This is a genomic window from Dolichospermum sp. LEGE 00240, assembly GCF_015207875.1.
GTDB lineage: Bacteria > Cyanobacteriota > Cyanobacteriia > Cyanobacteriales > Nostocaceae > Dolichospermum > Dolichospermum gracile.
On the sequence record NZ_JADEVZ010000004.1, the window covers coordinates 104,644 to 120,217 of the forward strand.

A 15,574-nucleotide genomic window follows, 5' to 3' on the forward strand; every position below is an offset into this window, starting at 1 on the left:
AGTTAATCATGGAAAGAACGCCTAATCCCAATCAACAACCGGTTGAATTAAACCGTACCTCTCTCTATCTCGGACTACTATTAGTCTTCGTTCTGGGAATTCTATTTTCCAGTTACTTCTTTAATTAACTGGACTTTTTAACGTCAGTTGCTAGTTAGGTGACAGGTAACAGGTAATAGGTAATAGGTAACAAGTTACAGAAATAATATTCTCAACTGACAACTGACAACCGACAACTGACAACTGACAACTGACAACTGACAACCGACAATTTTTGTAAGTGAGGAAAAAACTGTGTCTGGAAGTGGAAGAATTCCTCTGTGGGTCGTCGCTACGATCGCAGGATTAGGTGTAATAACTGTTGTAGGTATTTTCTTTTATGGATCTTACTCAGGAATTGGTTCTTCAATGTAATCCCATAGCAGGGAACAGAGAATAGGGAACAGGGAATAGGCAGTTTGAAAGTCTTTTGTGTTATGACTTTTTTCACCAATTTCTGTCCTCACCTACCTGATAACTACTATTCTGGAAGAAGATAGCAATTAGAAATACAAAAAACTGGATTTTTGCTTGATTATCATTTCTGAACTTATTCTGCAAAAATCGCTATAAAAACCGCCTAAATCATTGATTTAGGCGGTTTTGTTTGTAAATAAGTAATTGGCGAAAAAATCAAGTAACCAAACGTGAATTCGATAGCGTAGCGTGACGACGTAGGAGTCATTGAACCTCACCCCAACCCCTCTCCGTGTCGAACTCACGTTAACCAATTACCCATACTCTAATTAAGCAATATCTTCGCTTTCAATGTATGAAAACAAAAATGCGAAAATAACTGCTGGTAAAACCAAGCCAGTTAGGGGAACGAAAACAGAAGGTAAAAAGGAGGAATAAGCCAAAATAGTAGGCAAAAATGAACTTGACATAGAATTAAAGTCCTGTAAAGTCTTACTACAATTCAAATTGAGCTTACTGCAAAACCCTCCCTAATTTGCCAAATGATCAAGATTTTTAACACAGCTTTTTACATTCCCAACATTTCATCCAGTTCTATGGTTGGTAAATTAGGAGGAATTACTGTCTTAATAATCGTGAATTTGTCGCTTTCCTGCTGAGTAGTCTGATCAAGAGCGATCGCCGATAACCGGATTTCTAAGCAGCCAAAAGGAACTTTGAGGTAAATTGCCGTTTCTTCTTCTCCCCAGGCATTAGAACGTAAATCTGATAGAATATGTGGTCCATCCAGGAGACTCCGAGTTTGGTAATCTTCCACCCATAACTTAACAGCTAACGCAGATGAAACTTCGGGTATTGTTACACGCACCATTACAGATGTACCAGCAACAAGTTCACCCTCTAGTAAAGACAATTGGGGAGTTGGTAAAGACTCCATGATCACGCCAGATTTCTCCGGTGTAGCTTTATCCTCCAGGACAAGAGAATAATTATGGTCATCTATAGCTTCATCACCCAACCTATCCCCATCCTCTCTCACCACCAGATCATCTATAACTATTTCTTGTGACAACCATCCCGGCTGGGTTGTGGTTGGACTGGTGACAGTGACTATTTCCGGTTGATTAAGTTCTAAGAGAAGATTGTCAGCAAGAGAATCTACCTGAGTTGCTATTTCCTCATCAGCATCCTTGTCTAAGGATTCTTCGGAAACAGCTTCAATTAATAAGTACCCTTGGCTGTCTACCCATTGTTGTAAGCGAGGGGAATCCTCCTGAACATCAACTACATTCAATTCCCCATCCTGGGGAATTAAGTAATTTTCCTGAGAATAAACTGTATTTAATTCCTCATCTGCGATCGCGAAGCGCTGCTGCAATCCCTTCGTCTCCGCCACAATTTCCGCGATCAATTCTGCATAGTATGTGTCCTCCAGCACAGACTCATCAGCCTGTGGCAGATCATCAATTGGTGATTCCGGTGTTTTTACTGATGAAGTTCCTACAATGGGTAAACGTGGCGTTTTCTTCACAGGTGCTAAGTCTTTCTCGGCAACATCCAACTGATCAATGACTCTTTCCCCGGAAGTTCGCTTAACCTGCAACCGTTTCAAGTAAGGTAAAGTAGTGTTAACTGGTTTAATTACCAACTTTTTCAAATCAATTGGATGAATAGCCAGGGTTTTTGCCAGAGAGTCTGGTGGCGAATCAGTAGTAATCTCAGTCCTGGGATTTTGAGGTAAATTTGGTAATTGTGGTGAAAAAACTTTCAAGGATACCAGAGGTTTAATCTGGGGTGGTAAAGGTCGGTTTGGAGAAGGTTTTAAAATGTGAAACTGGGCTAAATTTGGCGTTTTAGCTACATTAAAAAGTTCTAATCGAATTTTAACAGAGGGCTGAGGTTTAACGGGTGGATTTGTTTCTGGTAAATTTTGACGAGAATGGGATGGGAAGGTTTGTATTGCTAGTAATTCAGTGACATCGGCTGTAATCGTAAAGGTATGATTAGCTAAGAGTATGACCTCACCAACATCAGTTAATGCACCATATAAATTAATATCTGCTAAAAGTAACTTAGATTCACAGTTGAGGGGAATATTAATCAAACTACTAAAACCAAAAGGTAAGACTTGATTTGTTAATGGCTGCTGAATCCGGTTGAGAATTTTTGATTCTAAAGGCGATCGCAAGGCAATTTCTAGCCGAAGTTGGCAAAGTCCCCCCAGGGAAAATCCTGCATTTGTCAGATTCTCTATTTCATTTACTTCCACATCACCATGAATCGTAAAATTGTCTCCCCAAGAAACAATATAAGTATCTTGATCTAAACTCAGATTCAGTAGTAGAGGTGGTGGTAAAGTCGGCGCATTTTCAATAGTCTCCTCATCTAGTAAGGGTTCATCTTCAGGTACAGCTAAATCTAATAAGTTTCGTAAAATCTGCTCAGTTGTTTCCCCCTTAAACCAGACTGGAGTACCGTGATTCATCACAATACTGACTTCAGTATCAGCATCCACAGCCAGATCAGATTCCTCAACCAGTTGAGGAGGCAGCGCAGCACTAGTTTCTGGTGGTGATACGTGAATCATCAGGGTACGTTGCCAGGACTGGCCCAGCATATCTGACATAATATCTCCAGAGCAGCGTAATTCCCAAATCCCTGGTTTAAACTGGGTAAAAGGAATTACAGCCATCAGTCCTTCACTATTAGTCCGGCGCGATCGCTTGAGAAGTCTCCGTTTTGGTGGAACTTCATCAATAGATATATGGGTAACTCGCACATCAACATCCGTATTATTCAGCCCAGAACGAGCCAAAATTCGGTAATTACCTGCCCAAATCTTCAAATTTGACGACTCCAATGTGCGCCAAGTATGATCCCCCTGTTTCTGTATCAGAAATTGCCAGTTTTCCATTATCAACAAAGCCTAAACCTAAGAGCAGCCAATAAATATTTTGCATTAACCTGCTTGTCAGTTTAACCCAGCTATCTTCTCTTAACCTAAGTTACCTGAGTTCGACATAAGATAATTTTTGGAAAACTGCCCCAAATATGAGTCTCAAACCCTGATGATCTCGTTGAAAAAATCATAACTCTGTTCGCGTAGCGTCTCCGAAGGAGAAACTCCTAACACCGAACTTAGCTTAAGTTAATATCTGGTTGTCAGTCACCAAACCTGTAGGGGTTTCCCCGCCCTGAATTGTATTACATTCGACCGAAAACTTCTTGAACAGCATCAACCTTCATTTAAGTTCATAGCAATTCATAGCGATTTTGATAATAAGCCACTATCTGCTTAAACCTTTCCCGACTTTCTCCATCAGCAGTTGGTGTCCATGAAACCCATAAGCCAGAAACTTGACTTTGGTTGTAATCAAACTCCACAGATGTTTGTGGAATTAATCCCACTTCCACACCGAACACCTGACGCAGATGCGCCGCCATTTCCCGATATACAGCCAAAGGTAAACCAGTAAATGCTATTTGCTCTTGTAAATTCATAGCTATGAAGCCGCCCCCACAGGATTTGCCATCGGCTGCACCACCGCAGCTGTAGTCGCTGGTTTAGACACTTTCATTGGTTGTTCCCCTACTTGTTTGGCAACTTCCACACCGTACTGTTCCAAAATCACAGTCGGATTAGCACCTTTGCCCATTTCAATCCGTTTTACCAACACCCCATTCACCAGTCTTTGTCCTGGTTGTACATATCTACTAGTTGGCTCATCCGGTACTTGCACAATTGCTTGAGGGACTTTACCAATTAAAATTACACCGGTCACAATTACAGCTTTAGCCGTTTCTGGTTGTGGCACTGGTGGTAATATCGTCTTCAGTTTAGGAGACGGTACAGATCCAGCCAAAACCGTAGGTAAAACTGGTCTTATCAAGGGTTTTCTAGCGATCTGTAATGGTTTTTTCCCTAACAAAATTGCTGGTTTAGTTGCTATTGTTTTTATTGGTTTCGGCTGAGTTGCTGTAGGTAAAAGGGGTAATTTAGGAACAGGAATTTTCTCGCCAGGGAGCTTAGTTCTTGTCACACCTATTGACTCTACAATTTGCCCAAAAGGATCAGTTCTTCCTTTCTGTACTACCAACAACCGCTCCGTACCATTTGTTGGTTGAATCAAACTGTCAACTGAACCAGGACTCACGGGTAGTTTACTAGATAGAAGAGGATTATTAAAAGTTTGAGTCAAAGATGGTGGCTGTGCAGGTTTCGGAGTAGTTACTTGAAGACCAGGATTTGATTGAGGACTGGCAGGATTAGTAGCTGTTGGCGGTTCACCTATAGTACATCCAGTAAGTACCAAGGTTGTTAAAATAGCTGCGGCAGCAATATGGGAATTTTTACTCATTAGCTGTTCTTAAAAACTATAGAAAAGTTTGTTTATCGCCTTTGTACTTAATGGTGTTATACTATGTCGCTGATCAGCCCCTGTTTTAGACCACAGGCTTAATTCTGTCTTCTTTATAACCTAAATTTTGATATTTCGGAATCCTATTCCATAACTAATCTTGGCGTTGCTGATTAAGGGTATGAATGTCTCACGCAAAGGCGAGGCAGCGCGGTCTTGGGGGTTTCCCCCATGAGCGACTGCCGTAGCAAAGACGCACTGAGGTTTGAGTTTTCAAGATTCAATTTGGGAATTTCATACCTCAATTCAGCAACGCCCTAATCTTCTGTCGCACCAACCATAATTTTTTTCAACAAGTCTAAGCCTTTTTTTACTTGACGAGAAACTGTCACAACACTAATGCCTAAATATGCTGCCACTTGTTTTTGAGTTAAATCGTACAAGAATATACACTCAACAACCTCACGAGTCCGTTTTTCTAACTGAATCATAGCTTGTTGTAAACGAATTTGGTCTTCTTGGGCTAGTTGAAAACTGCGATATTTGCTATCTGGAACTAATTCACCCAAACAAGTAGAACCTTCTTCCCCATCTTGTATGGGGACATCCAAACTCAAAGGGGCGCGGTTAATCCAGGCTAATTTAATTTCTTGCCATTCACTTAGAGAAATTTGCAATGCCACAGCTAATTCTCTATCAGTAGGTTGGCGATGATATTGTTCACGGAGAGAACGGGAAATTCCAACAGCTTGTTGTTGTAGCGCTAACCACCGTCTGGGGATTCTGACAGTTACACCTTTATCTCGCAGATAGTGTTGAATTTCACCCCGAATGTAGGGCATCGCATAGGAACTAAAAGCATTACCCTTAGCAAGTTCAAATTTCTCAATTGCTCTAATTAAACCTATACAGCCTACTTGAATAAGATCCTCATAGCTCTCATTGCACTGATTAATCCAATAATGTGCTTCCTTCCTGACTAGTCCCAAATTGAGTTGTACTAGTTGATTGCGGACTCTTTCTGAAGGGGATTGCTGATACTCCCGCAACAACTGTGAGATCTCATGTTTCAGTTCATTAATATTTGTTTCGTTGGTAGTTGTATTAGTCATAACAGTTTCATTTTTAAACAAGTAAATTGGGTATATAGTCGGTTTTAAACTAGCTGCGATCGCAGTTTTTTTCTTGCTTTTGAGACGTTGCCCGTGTTCCGTTTTCCCGGATAAACTGCCGTAAAAATTTCAGTCAAAAAAAGATGTTTTTTCGTGCTACCCATCTCAAAAACAGTGTCATTATTTCAATTTCATGTTTTTAAACATGAGTTTTTTCTGTTCCCTGTGAATCAAATAGTCTGAGTATGTTTCCTAATTTATTAAACAACTATTATGGACTTAAAATATACAATTAGCTATCTAATATTAAACCGGGATTGTACCTAATTTAACTAATTAATCATGAGATTTGTTTATAGGTCTTGGGAATTAAAGATAGTTGATGATTATCAAGCTTGGGGCTGCGATTATTTTTGTTTATCTGCCGCCTTCTTTTGATTAACTAAGTAAAGTAATGTTACGCAATTAAATAATTAAGTTCATCTCAAACCCGAAAACATAAAAATAAAATTTTAGGTCAATAAATTTACACAAATAGTCAAAAGTCAAAACGAAGACAGTATAGGCTTTTTAACGATTTAGAATGGTTGGTTTATTTATGCCGTGTTGTACTAGTTTTCCCAGAACAATACCTTGTCCATTTTTTGTAGGTCGGGTTAAGCGACAGCGCAACCCGACGCTCATGTTGGGTTATGGCTATGGCTTCTACGTCGCCACGCAAGCTATCGCCACACTATGGCTAACGCCACGCTCCGCGAGCGTGAACATACCTCAATCCAACCTACAAATCAAGACCTTTTGTCGATTTGGACAAGGTATTGCCAGAAAAAACCAAGATGCACTCAGCTATTAGTGTGCATCTTGGTTGAGGTAATTACCACAAATAAATTCTTGTGACTTCTGAATTCATCTTCAACATCATAGAGGTATATTAAGTTACTAAGTTGCTAAAATATTTATGCAGTATACGCTCCTATGATGTTGTATTAATATTTAGGAAAGGGGTTCGATACGTGCGTAGAACAAACCACGAATCTTCACTTCTTTCGGTTCACCTGCACCTAAATCTGTATCCGAAGGTTGTTCACTTTCAAAAGTCCCAGCGATTTCACCAGAAGTATTGTCTACTTTGGCTACTTGTAAGGAAATTTTACCTGTGAGAATTTCTGCACGTTTGACGTTAGTACGGGTCAATTCTTCATTATCAGATCCGGCCGGTAAAGCTACAGCGTTATCATAGCCACTCACAACACCACGACCTTTAGGATCTAAAAAAGCAGCGCCACGATAGGAAGGTACTTTAAAAGTTCCTTCAAAATCAGTGGATGTATTGATGCTAGTTAAGTTAGGTTGTGTTTGTGCAACTAAGTTTTTGATGGTAAATAAGAAGGGTACTAGTTCACCGCCAGGAAGTTTAACTGTGATAGCTTGGAAGTCCAGACCATCTTCTTCCTTAAAGGTTAAGCTATTGTCTGCATTGCTGGTTAGCTGACCTTGTACTTGGTCAATGGTAGAAGTATATCTAGTCATAACTTTACCAGGGACAAATTCGGCAACTTGACGTTTGTTGGCAGGTTCTTCTTTGACAAAGAAACTAGTTGGTTCTAAACAAAGTTCTTTGATGCCATATTTCACGCTAGGATCAATAGCAATTGAACCACGACTAGTTTCTGCTAGTTGGGGACATTTGTTAGCCAAGCCGGTGCCGCGAATTTGTTCGTAAGTGAGTACATCACGGACGCTGGTGGAAGGTTCATCACTGCAAGCGGTGATTAGCCCTAAGCATAGAGCCAAGAAAGCAACAATTAAAGCGCGATACCTCATGGTTAACCTCAATCTCAAAAATTAATATCTAAGTTGTCAAACTGCTTTGCTAAACGTACTTAAACGCATTGCGTCTCTGAGTCTAGAATTCAAACCATAGACTAAGCAGTGAACCGCATCCATTTGCGATTATGTATGTGTTGCCAGTACACACAATAAACGTATTTGGATAAGGAAATTAGCCAGATCATACGACTTTTTTTAACTCAAAATCAAAGCGCTCTAGTGGTTAAATCCTGCTGTCATACAGCACAGATTATGAAAAAGCCTTCTCTACCTTACCATCAAGGATTCTCATTACCTGAGAATAGTGAGAAAGTTATATATTCAGGAGATACGGGTGCAGGGCCTGCACCCATTCAGGAGTCAGAAGTGCTGGATGGCTTTTGACTTAATGTTTGTCCCTGATTCCAGTGCATACCGCCATATCTGACTCTTTTGTTGATCAATTTAGGGACTTTTCCAGTATCGTATTAGTTTTATGGAGTAAAACGTTCCATGAACCATGATCAAAATTGTGCATCTGGGGATTTGTCCTGCCAGCTACAGGCGATTTCCGGTGCGGTTCAAGATGTAGCTCGGAACTGTGAAGGAGATGTGATTGCATTATTAGCTTTGTTACGTCATTTAGAAATGTTGCACAAAGAAATTCGGGATGGGGTGTTTCAGGAAAATTTGCCGACTAATCGCCAAAGATTATACTCGCTGCTGCGAGATATTGAGTCTGAGGGGGGTTGGCCTTATATTGGGCGAATGCGAGTACAAGCTTTGTTAGCAAATTTGTCGGAGGAAGTTAGTAATGAGGATGCTCTCCCCAACTATACTCATGATGTTTTCAGCATTGATCACTCATTAGAATATAGCAGGGAACAGGGAACAGGGAACAGGGAACAGAGTTAAAAATCCTTGGTGTATGGTTTTTTAGGTAAATTCTGTATCTCATTCAAGTGCATACCGCTATAGTTCAATTTATTTTGTAGATTGGATGGATATTCATAAGAGGTTGACATGGCTGGGATATTATCAGTTTCTCGAACAAATTTAGCTAAACGCCGCCAAAAATTACGCCGGCAGCGACAACTCAAAATTCTTCAGGCTATTTGGCGTACACTTGCTGTAACTGGATTTGCTGCGGTTTTATTCTGGGGGGCAATCCAACCGATGTGGGTGTTAAAGGATTCGGGGCAAATAGTGATTAAATCTGGTGGTCAAGTTTTGACGCAAAAGGATATTTATTCATTGTTGGGGTTGTCGTCTCCCCAGTCTTTATGGCGAGTTGAACCTGCCCTGATTGCTGATTCTTTAAGAAAACAACCGAATATTGCCCAAGCTACGGTTAGCCGTCGTTTATTGCCTCCTGGTTTAATTATTGAAATCCAGGAACGAATACCAGTGGCGATAGCTCAAGTAACTGAAGATCAAAGGATAACTAGTTGTGTGCTGAATCCGGATTTTACGGGTAAGTCGGCTGAGGTTAAGTCTTGTTTACAAAATAGCGGTACGGCTAACAAACAAAATGAACTAGGTTTGTTGGATGCTAGTGGCCTATGGATGCCTTTATCAGGCTATATCTCCATTAGCCCCAAGTCCAAATTACCTCGACTCATAGTCATTGGGGCGATCGCCCAATACAAGCCATTCTGGACGCAACTTTATGAAGCTATCAGTAGCAGTTCTCTCCAAGTGACAGAAATTAATTTTCAAGATCCTACAAATTTAATTTTGAAAACTGAATTAGGAAATGTGCATTTAGGTAGCCCTAGCAATAGATTAACTGAACAAATTCAAGCGCTTGTTCAAATGCGCCATTTACCAAATAAAGTTAATTTTAGTAATATAGATTACATTGATCTCAAAAATCCTGCTATTCCATTAGTACAAATGAATCAAAAAAAATCAGGTTTAGTGATCAAAAAATCAGACTTACCGAACAAAACACCAATCCGTTGAAAATCAACATTTTTGCCTTCTACATCCCTCTGCTGTGTGTCTAGCTGAACAGACAAATCATCTAAGTTAGTAACTTCAGTTGCTAATTTTATATTTTTGTAAATTAGTTATATATTGTACATATAGATATGAGATTTTTTAGCCATTAGTTAAAAAACCATATCAGAGGTTGTAAAGTTAGTAACTAAAAAACATTCATCAAAAAACGTGGGGAGGTTATTAAAAATCATTACTAGTACACTGCCGATTAAGTGAATGAACCATTCTCAATTGCCAAAAAGCTTTGCCAAAAAGCTTGCTCAATATTACTTTTGACTTTTGACGAACACCCGGCGGTAGTAGCATTAAGCTCTATTGAACAGTTAATAACCAGTTGAATGTCTGCTGTCAAGCAGTTCCAACAGCTTGAAATCCATAGATAGGGTTGTTTTGTTATAGTGGGGGCTACGGAGAAGTTTAGCTAACGCTATTGTTGAATTAATCTGTTGCTGATAAAAAGGATGAGATCAATGAATGTCTATACTTTTTGGAACTATACTTTTTAAGAATAGGGGGGAGTCAGCAAGATCAGGGGTTGATATGCAAGAAGTCACATAAGTTAAGAATCACTGAGTAAAATCCTGTGATCAACAGAGTTTCATAATCAATTGATGTCTTAACTATCTTGGCAGTTGCCAGATCATAAACTGTAAAGCTAATCAACAATCCACAAATAAAAGAGTTGGAAGGCAAGGGGCTGGATATCTGACCCTACAACTGAGGTTTTATACCTTTTTCACGGACAAATTACCACATCTTACCTGCCATCATGTAGGCTGGGAAATAGTAAAAAAAATAAAATCCGCTGCCAAGATAAATTTTGGCGATTTGTTGACTATTAGGTGAATTACACCGAAAAAAGTCGTTTATATACCTTTCACAAATCCAATGACACTTGATAATAACCAAGGGCTGACTAATAACTCTCAAACTCCAGGACAACTAGGGTTCTCTCCGGCTGTGAACTCAAATAATCCCTTTAGTAACTCTGGGCTAAATTTTGCCCAAGGTAAGGATAGCAAGAGAATTTCTCCTGAAAATAGCGGTATTGGTGAAATTGTGCCAGGCCGTGTTGCTAATATTAAGGTGATAGGTGTAGGTGGCGGCGGTGGTAATGCTGTCAACCGCATGATTGAGTCTGATGTGTCCGGTGTTGAGTTTTGGTCAATTAACACTGATGCTCAAGCTTTGACTTTAGCGGGCGCTCCTAGTCGCTTGCAAATTGGACAGAAATTAACTAGAGGACTGGGTGCGGGGGGAAATCCGGCGATTGGTCAAAAGGCGGCGGAAGAATCCCGTGATGAAATTGCTACTGCTTTAGAAGGCGCAGACTTGGTATTCATTACCGCTGGTATGGGTGGTGGGACAGGTACAGGTGCAGCCCCAATTGTGGCAGAAATAGCCAAGGAAATGGGCGCTCTTACTGTTGGTGTGGTGACTCGGCCATTTATTTTTGAGGGACGTAGACGCACTAGCCAAGCAGAACAAGGGATTGAAGGCTTGAAAAGTCGGGTAGATACCTTAATTATTATTCCCAATAATAAGTTGTTGGAAGTGATTCCTGAACAAACTCCTGTGCAAGAAGCTTTTCGCTATGCTGATGATGTATTGCGTCAAGGTGTGCAAGGAATTTCTGATATTATTACCATTCCTGGATTGGTCAACGTTGATTTTGCTGATGTGCGCGCTGTGATGGCTGATGCGGGATCGGCTTTGATGGGAATTGGTGTGAGTTCGGGCAAGTCTAGAGCTAGAGAAGCGGCGATCGCTGCAATTTCTTCACCTTTGTTAGAATGTTCCATTGAAGGAGCTAGAGGAGTTGTCTTTAATATCACTGGTGGTAGTGATCTAACCCTTCATGAAGTTAATGCTGCGGCGGAAACAATCTATGAAGTCGTTGATCCTAATGCCAATATTATTTTTGGAGCGGTAATTGATGACAGACTACAAGGAGAAGTCAGAATTACTGTAATTGCAACTGGATTTACAGGTGACATCCAACCTCCATCAGCACAAACTGTAGTTACCCCTAGAGTTGTCACACCCACTTCCACAACTACCAGAAGACCCTCACCACTACAACAACCTGTCAATAACCCCAGTCCAGTTGTAGAACAACCAAAGGAAAAACCTTCCTTGGATATCCCCGATTTTCTGCAAAGACGACGAACACCACCAAAAAATTAAATGATAGTAGATATGAGATTTTAGATTAAATTTACAGTCTCAGTTGAGGCTGCTGTATACAAGTTGTTAGTTATCAGTTGTTAGGAGTTCAGGAGTTCAGGAGTTGGAACGAAGAAGGAAGAAGAAGGTAAATAAATTAACTAATACCCCCTGCCCCCTGCTCCCTGCCTTATTTCTTGGCTTCTACCCATTGAATGACCTGATGGGCGAGGTGAGTACCATCAAGACGGTCAATTTCCCGGATGCCTGTGGGACTCGTGACATTAACTTCCGTTAGGTAGCCACCAATTACGTCAATCCCCACGAAAATTAAGCCATCTTGCCGGAGTTTTCCGGCTAAATGGCGGCAGATTTCCTGTTCTCTTGGGGTAATGGTGGTTTGAGCAACTGTGCCACCTGTGGCCATGTTATTGCGAAAATCACTACCACTGGAAAGGCGATTGAGCGCGCCTATGGGTTCACCATTGAGTAAGATAATCCGTTTATCTCCTTCCTTGGCTTGGGGTAAATAGTTTTGTACCATCACGGGAACTTGACCTTGGAGGGTGCTAAGTTCGATAATGGAATTAAAATTGCGATCGCCTGATTGTAAAAATAAAATTCCCTCTCCAGCTTTATTCCCCAGTGGTTTGAGAATTGTTGCTTCTTTCGCTTCCACAAACTGGCGAATTACCTGTTTGTTAGCACTGACAATCGTTTCGGGAATACATTCCCTAAACTGGAGAGCATACATTTTTTCATTAGCATCACGAATCCCTGCGGGATCATTGATCACTAGAGTTTTATTTTGGTCAATATAATCCAGAATATAAGTAGCATAAAGATAAGCATCATTAACAGGTGGATCTGTCCGCATAAATACGGCATCCATCGTTTCTAAAGGACTAAAGGCACTAGGGCTTAATTTAAACCAAGGATTAACCGCTAACCAACGTCCTTCTACTAACTCCACAGGAACAAGTTCTACCTGCTGCAAAACAGCCCAAGCTTTACCATCAATCACACTCAGCAAATTTGCCTGAGTTATCCAAATTTCGTGTCCTAGAATTTGCGCTGCTTCCATCAAAGCAACACTAGTATCATGGCATGGATCAAGCCGATGGATGGGATCAATAATAAAAGCTAGTTTCACTCTTTATACCTCTTTTATCTACAAGTTTTAATATTAAATATTCTCTTAAATATCCCCGACTTCTTTCCTACATTTTTCTCGGAGATGATTAAATTAATTTAAGAAGTCGGGGATCTGATCCACAATATTTTAATGACCTAGCATCTCATCTAACTTACGTTGACGGTCTAAAGTGTAGATATCATCATAACCACCAATGTGAACATCATTAATAAAAATTTGTGGTAAAGAGCGTTTTCCATTAGCTCTTTGAGACATTTTATCTCTTGCTATTTCGTCTCCATCAATGTTGTATTCGATAAAATCAATACTTTTGCTCTTTAGTAGATTTTTAGCACGCATACAAAACGGGCAAGTTGTCCAAATGTAAATTTCTACTCTTGCAGCCATAATATTCTCAACAAAATGTAATACTTCTTAATTTTAGACCGAGGTTAATGGGGACTGGGTAATGGGTAAAACATTCTTCCCAATCACCAACGACCAATCACCAATCACCGTTCTAGTAGATCATCTAATTTACCTTGATTATCTAAATCGTGTATATCATCACAACCACCTATGTGTCGATCATTAATAAAAATTTGGGGTAAAGAACGTCTACCATTAGCTCTTCGGGACATTTTATCTCTTGCTATTTCGTCTCCGTCAATACTGTATTCGGTAAAATCAATTCCTTTTTGTGTGAGTAGCTTTTTAGCACGAATACAAAAAGGGCAGGTTTTCCAAGTATAAATTTCTACTCTTGCAGCCATAATATTCTCAACACAATGTAATACTTCTTAATTTTAGACTGAGGTTAATGGGTAATGGGGACTGGGGACTGGGTAAAACATTCTCCCTGCTCCCTGCTCCCTGCCTCTTTACCTATTCCCACTCAATAGTTCCAGGTGGTTTGGAGGTAATGTCATAAACCACACGGTTTACACCTTTGACTTCATTCACAATGCGAGTAGAAATTGCTTCTAGCACATCGTAAGGAATCCGCGCCCAGTCTGCCGTCATACCATCTTCGCTGGTGACAATCCTTAAAACAATGGGATAGGCATAGGTGCGTTTGTCGCCCATAACACCAACGCTGCGAATGGGTAATAGAACTGCAAAAGCTTGCCAAACCTCATTATATAAACCGCGTTGATTAATTTCTTGACGAACAATTAAATCAGCATCTCGCAAAATATTCAAGCGCTCGGAGGTAACTTCACCTAAAATGCGAATGGCTAAACCAGGTCCAGGGAATGGTTGACGTTGGACAATTTCTTCTGGTAAACCAATGGAACGACCGACTTTGCGGACTTCATCTTTAAATAGTTTCCGCAGTGGTTCTACGAGTTTAAATCTCAAGTCTTTTGGTAAACCACCCACATTGTGATGACTTTTAATTTTCACTGCTACCCGTTCACCACTTTTTGGATCAACATTGGTATCAGCAGATTCAATTACGTCTGGATAAAGTGTGCCTTGAGCCAAGTAATCAAAATGACCAAGATTTTTCGATGTCTCCTCAAAAACACTGATAAACTCATGTCCGATGCGGCGACGCTTTTCTTCGGGATCGGTTACTCCAGCGATCGCCGAGATAAATCGTTCGCGGGCATTAACATATTCTACGGGAATATGAAATTGTTCTTTAAATAACTTTACTAACCTTTCTGGTTCTAGTTTCCGCATGAAACCCTGATCAATAAATACACAGGTTAGTTGTTCACCAATGGCTTTATATAGGAGAAAAGCCAGAGTAGAAGAGTCCACACCGCCAGATAATGCTAATAGTACCCGTTTGTCTCCTACTTTGGCGCGAATTTCCTGAATTGATTCTTCGACGAAAGCGGCTGTTGTCCAAGTTGGTTCACAGTCACAGATATGGTAAACAAAGTTGCGAATTAAGGCTATACCACCCTGAGAGTGAACGACTTCGGGGTGAAATTGGACTCCATAGAGTTTTTTGTCATGGTGAGCGATCGCTGCACAGGGAGTATTATCAGTATGTGCCAGTAGTTCAAAGCCAGAAGGCATAGTTGTGACTGAATCTCCATGACTCATCCACATGGTTGCACCTTCTTCGACATTAGTTAATAAGTCTGTAGGGTCATCTATCTGTAGAGATGCTTTTCCATATTCACCCCGTTCAGCTTTGATGACTTCTCCACCCAGTTGATTTACCATGAGTTGCATTCCATAGCAAACACCAAGAACGGGTATTCCCAATTTCCAGATTTCTGGGTCACAATGGGGGGCGTAGTCACTATATACGGAATTTGGACCACCGGAAAGGATAATCCCTTTGGGGTTAATTTTTTCTAACTGTTCTGCTGTGGTGCGATAGGAAATAACTTCTGAATATACTTGTGTTTCGCGGATACGACGAGCAATTAATTCAGAATATTGAGAGCCAAAGTCTAAAATAACAATTATTTGACCTTTAAGTTTCCCAAAATTTTCCTGTGTTTGGGATGTTTCGACTGTTGGTAGAGTCACCGCTGTATTCATGGTAGAGAAAGTGTTTCGTTGAGGAT

General features: G+C 40.4%; 15 protein-coding genes. 5 read left to right on the forward strand and 10 right to left on the reverse strand.

The genetic code is table 11. The features are described 5' to 3' along the window. The first annotated feature begins 8 nt into the window (after window positions 1–8). Window positions 9–128: a photosystem II reaction center protein L gene (locus tag IQ226_RS02215; RefSeq protein WP_015081482.1), complete on the forward strand. Its 120-nt coding sequence runs from the start codon at window positions 9–11 to the stop codon at window positions 126–128. Window positions 129–294: 166 nt separating this feature from the next. Further along, window positions 295–414, forward strand: a complete 120-nt coding sequence (locus IQ226_RS02220; protein WP_015081481.1) for a photosystem II reaction center protein J — start codon at window positions 295–297, stop codon at window positions 412–414. 371 nt (window positions 415–785) lie between these two features. Here the strand turns inward: IQ226_RS02220 and psaI are convergent, their stop codons facing one another. The 6 genes from psaI to IQ226_RS02250 form a co-directional block, all read right to left on the reverse strand. Then, window positions 786–926 (reverse strand): photosystem I reaction center subunit VIII, encoded by a 141-nt coding sequence (gene psaI, locus IQ226_RS02225; protein ID WP_193891539.1) that lies wholly within the window; start codon window positions 924–926, stop codon window positions 786–788. A 98-nt stretch (window positions 927–1,024) separates the two neighbouring features. After that, entirely contained in the window at window positions 1,025–3,301 is a 2,277-nt protein-coding gene (locus IQ226_RS02230) for a hypothetical protein (RefSeq protein ID WP_228039200.1), read from the reverse strand. Window positions 3,302–3,708: 407 nt separating this feature from the next. Then, window positions 3,709–3,957 (reverse strand): hypothetical protein, encoded by a 249-nt coding sequence (locus IQ226_RS02235; protein WP_193891543.1) that lies wholly within the window; start codon window positions 3,955–3,957, stop codon window positions 3,709–3,711. Between the two features lie 2 nt (window positions 3,958–3,959). Beyond that, entirely contained in the window at window positions 3,960–4,814 is an 855-nt protein-coding gene (locus tag IQ226_RS02240) for a hypothetical protein (RefSeq protein ID WP_193891546.1), read from the reverse strand. Window positions 4,815–5,131: 317 nt separating this feature from the next. Next, a complete protein-coding gene (locus IQ226_RS02245) occupies window positions 5,132–5,926 on the reverse strand; it encodes an RNA polymerase sigma factor SigF (RefSeq protein ID WP_193891548.1) in 795 nt (264 codons plus the stop codon). Window positions 5,927–6,919: 993 nt separating this feature from the next. Beyond that, a complete protein-coding gene (locus tag IQ226_RS02250) occupies window positions 6,920–7,750 on the reverse strand; it encodes a photosystem II manganese-stabilizing polypeptide (RefSeq protein WP_193891551.1) in 831 nt (276 codons plus the stop codon). A gap of 498 nt (window positions 7,751–8,248) precedes the next feature. Here IQ226_RS02250 and IQ226_RS02255 point away from each other — a divergent pair, with 498 nt between their 5' ends. The 3 genes from IQ226_RS02255 to ftsZ all read left to right on the forward strand — a co-directional run bounded on the left by IQ226_RS02255 (window position 8,249) and on the right by ftsZ (window position 11,926). Beyond that, window positions 8,249–8,650: a hypothetical protein gene (locus IQ226_RS02255; RefSeq protein ID WP_193891554.1), complete on the forward strand. Its 402-nt coding sequence runs from the start codon at window positions 8,249–8,251 to the stop codon at window positions 8,648–8,650. 108 nt (window positions 8,651–8,758) lie between these two features. Next, on the forward strand, window positions 8,759–9,700 hold the full coding sequence (locus IQ226_RS02260) for a cell division protein FtsQ/DivIB (protein WP_193891557.1): 942 nt from the start codon (window positions 8,759–8,761) through the stop codon (window positions 9,698–9,700). Between the two features lie 927 nt (window positions 9,701–10,627). Next, the gene (gene ftsZ / locus IQ226_RS02265; RefSeq protein WP_193891560.1) at window positions 10,628–11,926 is read left to right on the forward strand and encodes a cell division protein FtsZ; all 1,299 of its coding nucleotides are present in this window, start codon (window positions 10,628–10,630) and stop codon (window positions 11,924–11,926) included. A 169-nt stretch (window positions 11,927–12,095) separates the two neighbouring features. On the opposite strand, the gene gshB is transcribed toward ftsZ, so the two are convergent. The 4 genes from gshB to guaA form a co-directional block, all read right to left on the reverse strand. Then, a complete protein-coding gene (gene gshB, locus IQ226_RS02270; protein WP_193891562.1) occupies window positions 12,096–13,058 on the reverse strand; it encodes a glutathione synthase in 963 nt (320 codons plus the stop codon). Between the two features lie 129 nt (window positions 13,059–13,187). Next, window positions 13,188–13,448 carry a glutaredoxin 3 gene (grxC, locus tag IQ226_RS02275; protein WP_193891565.1) on the reverse strand — a complete coding sequence of 87 codons (261 nt, stop codon included), beginning with the start codon at window positions 13,446–13,448 and terminating at the stop codon, window positions 13,188–13,190. A 104-nt stretch (window positions 13,449–13,552) separates the two neighbouring features. Next, entirely contained in the window at window positions 13,553–13,813 is a 261-nt protein-coding gene (grxC, locus tag IQ226_RS02280) for a glutaredoxin 3 (protein WP_193891568.1), read from the reverse strand. 112 nt (window positions 13,814–13,925) lie between these two features. Continuing rightward, window positions 13,926–15,548, reverse strand: coding sequence for a glutamine-hydrolyzing GMP synthase (gene guaA / locus IQ226_RS02285; protein ID WP_193891571.1), 1,623 nt, complete (start codon window positions 15,546–15,548; stop codon window positions 13,926–13,928). Window positions 15,549–15,574: the final 26 nt, after the last annotated feature.